Source organism: Anaerotignum sp. (assembly GCF_045122575.1).
Taxonomy (GTDB): Bacteria; Bacillota; Clostridia; order Lachnospirales; family Anaerotignaceae; genus Anaerotignum_A.
This window is the reverse complement of the sequence record NZ_JBGVHV010000131.1, coordinates 1-8161: the sequence shown is the minus strand read 5'-3', so window position 1 is coordinate 8161 and position 8161 is coordinate 1. Positions and strand designations below refer to the sequence as shown.

The 8161-nt window shown below is 46.8% G+C and carries 9 protein-coding genes; 1 reads left to right on the top strand and 8 read right to left on the bottom strand.

The window, feature by feature from the left end; translation table 11 throughout:
- Window positions 1–230 precede the first annotated feature (230 nt).
- The 7 genes from ACJMLT_RS06565 to proB form a co-directional block, all read right to left on the bottom strand.
- Window positions 231–1370 carry a DUF362 domain-containing protein gene (locus ACJMLT_RS06565; protein ID WP_405728357.1) on the bottom strand — a complete coding sequence of 380 codons (1140 nt, stop codon included), beginning with the start codon at window positions 1368–1370 and terminating at the stop codon, window positions 231–233.
- A gap of 77 nt (window positions 1371–1447) precedes the next feature.
- Entirely contained in the window at window positions 1448–2386 is a 939-nt protein-coding gene (locus ACJMLT_RS06560; RefSeq protein ID WP_405728354.1) for a DUF2971 domain-containing protein, read from the bottom strand.
- Between the two features lie 27 nt (window positions 2387–2413).
- A complete protein-coding gene (locus ACJMLT_RS06555; RefSeq protein WP_405728351.1) occupies window positions 2414–3661 on the bottom strand; it encodes a glutamate-5-semialdehyde dehydrogenase in 1248 nt (415 codons plus the stop codon).
- 2 nt (window positions 3662–3663) lie between these two features.
- Window positions 3664–4215: a 5-formyltetrahydrofolate cyclo-ligase gene (locus tag ACJMLT_RS06550; protein WP_405728348.1), complete on the bottom strand. Its 552-nt coding sequence runs from the start codon at window positions 4213–4215 to the stop codon at window positions 3664–3666.
- A complete protein-coding gene (locus ACJMLT_RS06545) occupies window positions 4212–4832 on the bottom strand; it encodes a DUF2085 domain-containing protein (protein ID WP_405728345.1) in 621 nt (206 codons plus the stop codon). Before ACJMLT_RS06545 ends, ACJMLT_RS06550 begins: the two co-directional genes overlap by 4 nt.
- A gap of 1 nt (window position 4833) precedes the next feature.
- On the bottom strand, window positions 4834–5313 hold the full coding sequence (locus ACJMLT_RS06540) for a hypothetical protein (RefSeq protein WP_405728342.1): 480 nt from the start codon (window positions 5311–5313) through the stop codon (window positions 4834–4836).
- Between the two features lie 31 nt (window positions 5314–5344).
- A complete protein-coding gene (gene proB / locus ACJMLT_RS06535) occupies window positions 5345–6130 on the bottom strand; it encodes a glutamate 5-kinase (RefSeq protein WP_405728339.1) in 786 nt (261 codons plus the stop codon).
- Window positions 6131–6401: 271 nt separating this feature from the next.
- Between proB and ACJMLT_RS06530 the strand changes: the two genes are divergently transcribed.
- Window positions 6402–6815, top strand: coding sequence for an EamA family transporter (locus tag ACJMLT_RS06530; RefSeq protein ID WP_405728336.1), 414 nt, complete (start codon window positions 6402–6404; stop codon window positions 6813–6815).
- 59 nt (window positions 6816–6874) lie between these two features.
- Here ACJMLT_RS06530 and glnS read toward each other — a convergent pair.
- A partial coding sequence (glnS, locus tag ACJMLT_RS06525) for a glutamine--tRNA ligase (protein WP_405728333.1) occupies window positions 6875–8161 on the bottom strand: 1287 nt, incomplete at its 5' end.

Here is an 8161-nt window from a genome sequence, read left to right as displayed (position 1 = left end):
ATTTTCCGATTACTCCTCTGAGCATCCGTACGATGCTCTTTTTGTCATGCAATTTTTAAGGTTCTAACTTACTTGAAAAGTATTTCTGCACTTTACTTAAAATTTTGATTTTTTGACTTGACTTTTAATAGTTAGTCTTTCGATCTTAAGATAAATTCATAATGTTATATTTTACCCGAATCAAAGGAAATAGTCAAATAAGAAGGACATCCCTTCGGATGTCCTTCTTATTATTTCACATAATGCAGTTCGTAAGATTTTGTACCCAAGCCGATTTTTTCTGCATGTTCCAGGCAGCTCTTATATTCGGATTCGGGTGTTGTATTGATAAAATGGTCATGATGGTCGTGGAAACCTTCTTTTTCCATATTATCTGTCAGAACCGTATTGGGTCTGGGCTCCTGTTTCAGACAGGCATCTACACAAGCCTGATCCAACGCCAGAGGATCAAAGGATGCAAACATCCCCAGATCAGGCAGAATGGCTACATCATTGCCCGCATGGCAGTCACAATAAGGAGAAATATCCATGACCAGAGAGATATGGAAATGAGGTCTGCCGTCTACAACCGCTTTTGCATATTCCGCCATTCTGCAGTTCAGTTCTTTTACTGCTGCATCCTGTGCAAACTGGATGGCGTCAAAGTTGCATGCACCGATACATCTGCCGCAGCCTACGCATTTTTCTGCATCCAGTTCCATTTTTCTTGTTTCTTCATTGAATTTCAATGCATCGTTGGCACATTCTCTCAGACACATTTTGCAGCCTCTGCATTTTCTTGCCTTAATGATCGCTTTGCCATTGCAGTGCTGTTCTTTTTTCCCTGCTCTGGAGCCGCAGCCCATACCGATATTTTTGATGGCACCGCCAAAGCCGGCCTGTTCATGGCCTTTGAAGTGGGACAGGGAAATAAAAATATCTGCATCCATGACTGCACGGCCGATCTTTGCTTTTTCCACATATTCGCCGCCTACAACGGGCACTTCGATATCATCTGTACCTTTCAGACCATCGCCAATCAAAATGGGACAACCCACTGTCATGGGAGTAAAGCCATTTTCCCATGCGCAGTACAAATGTTCCAGCGCATTTTTACGGAAACCAGGATACAGTGTATTACAGTCTGTCAGAAAAGGCTTGCCGCCGCGGGCTGTAACGAAATCCACCACAGCCTTTGCATAGTTGGGACGCAGGAAACTCAGGTTGCCCAGTTCCCCGAAATGCATTTTGATGGCAACAAAATTCCCTTCAAAATCGATATTGCCCATACCTGCACCTTCCATCAGGCGATGCAGTTTCTGGATACGGCTTTCAAAAGGGCCGCAGCGGAAATCTGTATAATAAACCGCAGATATGTTTTTATTTTCCATAGGATTTTCCTCCTCGCGTTACGCTTTTTTCTATATGCTTAATTGAAAAATTTCTTTTTACATTGTATCACATATTTTTAATATCGCAAAGGGATATCCGACAACAATACCGGAATATCCAGCCCCTGAGAGCGCAGGAAATATTTCATGCCGCGCACAGCGATATCGCTGTTGTTCTTCGCCCCTACCATCACACTTTCCATGGGGATGCTTTCCTGTTTTCGGTCAAATTCCACCATGATATAGGGCAGGAAAATCTGATCCAGCAGGCGGAACTTCGGCTTTGCCATGCCCAGTTCATTGATCAGCGGAGGGAAAACAAAACGATATTCCTCCTCCCCTTCAAAAAAGCCCTTTTTAAAGAACATGGCATACACGGAAACGACCACTGCCATTTCTTCTGCCAGTTTTTGCAAAGATGCATCGGAAACCACCGCATCCTCCTCGAAAAACCCTTCCAAATCTGTCATCCCGCTATCCTGCAGATTGCGGATACAGGACAGCAGACTTTCCAGCAAAGCATTCATCTGTTCCTTTTCATCATAAATGACCGTACCATGAAGAAATACGCGGTGCTGAAACCCTTCCACCAGTTTCATATAGTCAAATTCCAGACAGTATCCCTTGAAATCCGTAAATTCCGCCCAGAGAAGTGCATTATTCTGCAGTTTGGAAAAGGCTACCACATAAAAACTCAATCCCTCCATGTGGCATTCCCCTTCCACATCGCAAACAGGCGTAATGATCCCCATCCGTTCGATCTCCTGTTGCAGACGAGAAAAGAACCGTTCCCGCAGGGATGCATGCACAATATATTTTTCCGTCAGACGCTCCATGACCTCCACTGCATACTGAAATTCCAGTTTATCATTGAGAAAATCACTTTTGGTTGCCATAAATTCCCTGTTTTCCACAATACCGCGAACCCCTTCCGCCGTGGTATAGTGATACAGTTTTTCCCCTTTTTTGCACAGAGGTACATGGATCCATGCATCCATATAACGGGTATCCTGCATAAGGCTTCCTCCTTATTCTTCTCCGAATTATTCTCTGATCTGACCATCGCCGTAGATGATATATTTTGTGGTTGTCAGTTCCTTCAGACCCATGGGGCCACGAGCATGCAGTTTCTGTGTGCTGATGCCGATTTCTGCACCGAAGCCGAACTGACCGCCGTCAGTAAATCTGGTGGAGGCATTCACATAAACTGCCGCCGCATCCACTTCGTTCAGGAAACGCTGAGCATTGGTATAGTTTTCTGTCACGATGGCTTCGGAATGGCCTGTGGAATATTTTCTGATATGGGCAATGGCTTCATCCAGATCCTTCACCACTCTTGTGGACAGGATATAGTCTGCATATTCTGTACCCCAGTCTTCTTCTGTTGCCGCAATAGAGCCATCCACCAGTTTCTGTGTGGCTTCGTCCCCACGAATTTCCACTTTCTTTTCCTGCAGAGCCCTGCCTACCGCAGGCAGGAAATCTTCCGCAATTTTTTCATGCACCAGCAGGCTTTCGCAGGCGTTGCAGACACCGGGACGCTGGGTCTTTGCATTGATGACGATTTTTGCCGCTTTTTCAAAATCTGCACTTTCATCCACATACACATGGCAGTTGCCCACACCTGTCTGGATGACAGGAACGGTGCTGTTCTGCACCACACTATTGATGAGCCCTGCGCCGCCGCGGGGAATGAGAACATCCAGATAGCCATTCAGTCGCATCATTTCGTTGGCAGTTTCTCTGGAAGTATCAGGCACCATCTGTACGGCATCTTCGGGCAGACCTTCCGCTTTCAAAGCTGCACGGATGGCATTGACTACCGCATGATTGGTTTTGAAGGCTTCCTTGCCGCCGCGCAGGATAACTGCACTGCCGGCTTTCAGACACAGACCGAAGGCATCGGCCGTAACATTAGGTCTTGCTTCAAAAATGATACCGATCACGCCCATAGGCACGCGTTTCTGGCCTACCACCAGACCATTATCCAGTTTTTTCATGGAAAGGACTTCCCCTACAGGGTCATCCAGTTTTGCCACCTGACGGAGACCATCGGCCATATCCGCCACACGGGCATCGGTCAGGGTCAGTCTGTCGATAAAGGCCCCTTTGATGCCGTTTGCCAGTGCCGCATCCACGTCTTCTTTGTTTTTTGCCAGAATGTCTTCTTTTGCCGCCATCAGCGCATCGGCAGATGCCAGCAGCGCTTTATTTTTCACAGGGGTAGACAGCGTTGCCAGAACAACTGCCGCCTCCTTCGCTTTTTTCCCCATTTCTACCAGATTGCTCATCTTCATTCCTCCCATCCGTTTTCCGTTACGATATCATCCAAAGGGATATCCGTTTCTTCCGTCGGTATCGCTGTTTCCGAAATCTGTTCCGAAAAAGCCAGCCCGATTTTGCGATACCCCTGATGTTTTTCAAAATAAGTATCATAATAACCGCCGCCGTAACCGATGCGGTTTTTATTCCTGTCAAACAATGCCCCCGGCACAAGGAACAGATCCCCCTTCTTCGGCACCCGTTCTTCCTCGCCCAAAGGCTCCCTGACGCCAAATCTGCCTTCCTTCAGATCCGCAAAGGATCCGATTTTCAAAAAAATCATCTCTCTGTCCGGTTTCGTTTTCGGCACAGCAACGGTTTTTCTATCTTTCCATGCCTGTCTGAGGATTTCGTCTGTTTCCACCTCAGCATCCATGCTGACAAAGGAAAACACAGTTTCTGCCCTCTGATAGGCTTCGCTCTGCAGGATATGTTCTGTAATCCGTCTGCTTTTTTCTGCCCGTTCTTCTGTCGGTATTTCCTTTCTTTTGGCAAGGGCCTCTTTCCTTAATTTTTTCTTCATGGAACCAGCCCTCCCATTATAAATAAGCCAACAAACGAAACTGCCAGTGCGATGTTCCAGCACGGCATCTTGCTATCCTTTCGCAGATTTTTCAGTACCAGCCAGACCAGACCGCCCCAAAGCAACACTTCTCCCATAACGGAAAGAACCGCGCCAACAGGCTGCAGCAGTCCCAACCAAAGGCAAAGGCCAAAAGCCACCGATACAGCCAGTAAAAGAACCATTTCTGCCGTTTTTTCATAAATCGGCATTACATTCTCTCTTTTCGGGTCAAAATTTCCCGCCATCAGCAGAAAACCGGGGACAACCGCCCCCACCAGACTGCCTGTCAGGACACGCATCAGCTGACTGCTTTCCCAGAAACCAAGGTAACTGCCAACCCCGTCCAATCCGACAGGAAGGATGGCAGCTCCCGTGATCACTGCCTGCTGCAGGGAAAACGGCTTTCCTGCCTGCATCCGCTTTTTCCAAAAAAAGAAGCAAAATGCAAAAAACACCCCTATATAGATACCCGTGCAGCGGGCACAAAGGGGCATCTGCATTCCATCAAAGAGAAAACTGCGCTCCGCCATCTGATGACAGACGGCAGAGCCCATTCTTTCTAAAAAGTCAATCATATCAATACATGACCATATTATTGATCAAGCCCATACTGGCGGACATGCCGCAGCACAGGAAGGAAAGCACCAGCATCACAATGCTGACCGTCATCAGAGTTTTACCGAATCTACGGTAATCTTCCGCGGGGCTCTTGGACAGAACCACACCGGCCACACAGCCGGCAATGGCGCCAAAGCCGCCCACCATAACCACCAGAACGATCACCAGAACTTTAATGGCAGGGTGGATCGTTGCATCTTCCGCAACGGTTGCTTTTTTCTTATATTCCGCTTCGCCTGTTTCCGCGCTGCTTTCAAAGTGATGGGCCTTGCCGTCACTGTCTTCCACTGTGAACGCTTCCACTGGTTCCGCTTTGATCTCTTCCGCCTGACCTTCGACTACTGTTTTGGAAGGATCGATATTATTTTTCACATTACAAACGGGACAGCCCAGACTTTCGTCCAGAATCTGTCTGCCGCAATTGGGACAATAGCTCATATTTTATACCTCCAGTATTTTATCTTTCCTCTTATCCAAAAAGGGTACCTTCATCTTCCCCATCCATGATGCGATGGATCACTTTCGGATCTTCCCCCTGCGCAATGGCCATCTGCACCCCTGCATTCAGGCAGATTTCCGCCGCCTGCAGTTTTGTTTTCATGCCGCCCACGCTGAATTCGGAACCTTTCTTTTCCCCTGCCATAGCCTTGATCTCATCGGTAACGGCTTCTACATGGGAAACACGTTTCGCATCGGCATGATGACGGGGGTCTTTATCATACAGAGCATCAATATCCGTCAGCAGAATCAGAAGATCCGCTTCCACGATCTCCGCTACCATGGCAGAAAGGCGGTCATTATCGGAAATTTCGATCTCGTATGTAGAAATGGTATCGTTGGCATTGATAATGGGAACGATGCCCATTTCCAAAAGGGTCATCAATGTATTATGGGTATTTTCATAACGGCTGTCGCTGTTCAGCTCTTCTTTTGTCAGAAGAACCTGCGCTACCGTCTGATTATATCTGTCAAAAAAGTTATGGTAGATCTGCATCAGCATGGCCTGACCAACGGCTGCCGCCGCCTGTTTCTCCTTGGTGATGGTAGGGCGTTCCTTCATATTCATACGCACCGCACCAACACCGATGGCACCGCTGGTAACCAGAATGACTTCCTTGCCGCGGTTGCGCAGGTCTGTCAGTACCCATGCCAGTTCTTCGATTCGTTTCAGGTTCAGTCTGCCGCCGGGATATGTAATGGTGGAAGTACCAACCTTAACGACGATACGATTACAATCTTTTAATTTTTCTCTCACAACGATTCACTCCGTTTCTTTTGTAGATTTCTCCTCATATCACAGTATACACCAATTTTCATCTATAAAAAAGGAAAACTGTAGGAAGAATCGCAAAATCCCCATGTCTTCCTGCCAAAGGAGATTTCAGCAGCCTTTTTTATGCATCATTTCCTCTCTTTCTCTTTTTGAAGGAAAAAATTCCCTGTCTCTATTGCCAAATTTCCATTTTTTATATATAATTCTTATATGATAATTATTATTACTTAGAGAGTATTGAGGGTGATTTTTTATGTGGATCTTATTTGCGTTTCTTTCTGCTGTTTTTGCAGCATTGACTTCTATCCTTGCCAAAATCGGTATGAACGGCATTGATTCCAATCTGGGCACTGCCATCCGTACGGTTGTCGTGCTGATCATGGCATGGGGCATCGTTCTGATCACCGGAAAACATCACGGGATCGAAAATATCACTACCAAAGGCTGGATCTTTCTGGTGCTGTCCGGTCTGGCAACCGGTCTTTCCTGGCTGTTTTATTTCCATGCCCTGCAGATCGGCGAAGCGTCCAAGGTTGTTCCCATTGATAAATTCAGTGTCGTGATCTCCATGGTGCTTGCATTCCTGATCCTGAAAGAGCCTGCATCCCTGCAGACCATCATCGGCGGTGCTTTCATCACCATCGGCACTTTTGTTCTGATCCTGTAACAGACAAAAAAATCCCCGCTATCGGAATATTCCGGTAACGGGGATTTTTATTTTGCTGATTACAGTTTGAAGGAGCTCTTCAGAGGAACGATACGGTTGAATACCAGATGTTCTTCTGTTGTATCCTTTGTATCTACGATATAGTAGCCGTTTCTCATAAACTGGAATCTTTCGCCCTTCTGTGCATTTTTAATGGAAGGTTCCACGAAACATTCCTTCACTTCCAGAGAAGTGGGGTTCATGATCATGTCGCCATTGGGATCATCGGGGTTATCCAGCATCATGTGGTCGTACAGTCTTGCTGTCGCAGGTACATTTTCTGTTGCAGATACCCAGTGCAGTGTACCTTTTACTTTTCTGCCGTCAGGGGCATTGCCGCCTCTTGTTTCGGGATCGTATGTGCAGTGAACTTCTGTCACAACGCCGTTTTCATCCTTCACAAAGTCTGTGCATGTTACGAAGTAAGCACCTTTCAGACGAACTTCCTTGCCGGGAGCCAGACGGAAGAATTTTTTCACAGGTTCTTCCATGAAGTCTTCTCTTTCGATATAAACTTCTCTTGTGAAAGGAACTTCTCTTGTACCCAGTTCAGGGTTTTCAGGGTTGTTTTCCACTTCGATCATTTCAGCCTGACCTTCGGGATAGTTTGTGATCACTACTTTCAGAGGATCCAGAACGGCCATGACTACTTTTGCTTTCGCTTTCAGGTCGTCACGAATGCAGTAATCCAACAGGCCGCTGTCAACCATGCTGTTTGCTTTGGAAACACCGATTCTTTCGCAGAAATCACGGATGGATTCGGGTGTATAGCCGCGGCGGCGCAGACCGCTGATGGTCGGCATACGAGGGTCATCCCAACCGTCAACCAGATTATTTTCAACCAGCGCACGCAGTTTTCTCTTACTCATAACTGTATTTGTCATACCCAGACGAGCAAACTCGATCTGTCTGGGAGGATTTACTGTGTAGCCTGCTTCTTTTACCACCCAGTCATACAGAGGTCTGTGGTCTTCAAATTCCATGGTACAGATGGAATGTGTGATACCTTCGATGGCATCTTCCAGAGGATGCGCAAAGTCATACATGGGGTAGATGCACCATTTGTCCCCTGTGGTATGGTGTGTGGAATGGGAAATACGATAAATAACGGGGTCTCTCATATTGATATTGGGAGATGCCATATCGATTTTCGCACGCAGTGTTTTGGAACCGTCGGGGAATTCGCCTGCTTTCATTCTTTCGAACAGATCCAGGTTTTCTTCCACGCTTCTGTTTCTATAAGGGCTTTCCTTACCGGGTGTGGACAAAGTACCGCGGTATTCTCTCATTTCTTCCGCTGTCAGTTC

Bases quoted from the DNA above. Each gene is read 5' to 3' on its own strand.
- ACJMLT_RS06545 (WP_405728345.1), bottom strand. From the start codon at position 4,832: ATGATTGACTTTTTAGAAAGAATGGGCTCTGCCGTCTGTCATCAGATG.
- ACJMLT_RS06565 (WP_405728357.1), bottom strand. From the start codon at position 1,370: ATGGAAAATAAAAACATATCTGCGGTTTATTATACAGATTTCCGCTGC.
- ACJMLT_RS06555 (WP_405728351.1), bottom strand. From the start codon at position 3,661: ATGAGCAATCTGGTAGAAATGGGGAAAAAAGCGAAGGAGGCGGCAGTT.
- ACJMLT_RS06550 (WP_405728348.1), bottom strand. From the start codon at position 4,215: ATGAAGAAAAAATTAAGGAAAGAGGCCCTTGCCAAAAGAAAGGAAATA.
- ACJMLT_RS06560 (WP_405728354.1), bottom strand. From the start codon at position 2,386: ATGCAGGATACCCGTTATATGGATGCATGGATCCATGTACCTCTGTGC.
- ACJMLT_RS06540 (WP_405728342.1), bottom strand. From the start codon at position 5,313: ATGAGCTATTGTCCCAATTGCGGCAGACAGATTCTGGACGAAAGTCTG.
- ACJMLT_RS06530 (WP_405728336.1), top strand. From the start codon at position 6,402: ATGTGGATCTTATTTGCGTTTCTTTCTGCTGTTTTTGCAGCATTGACT.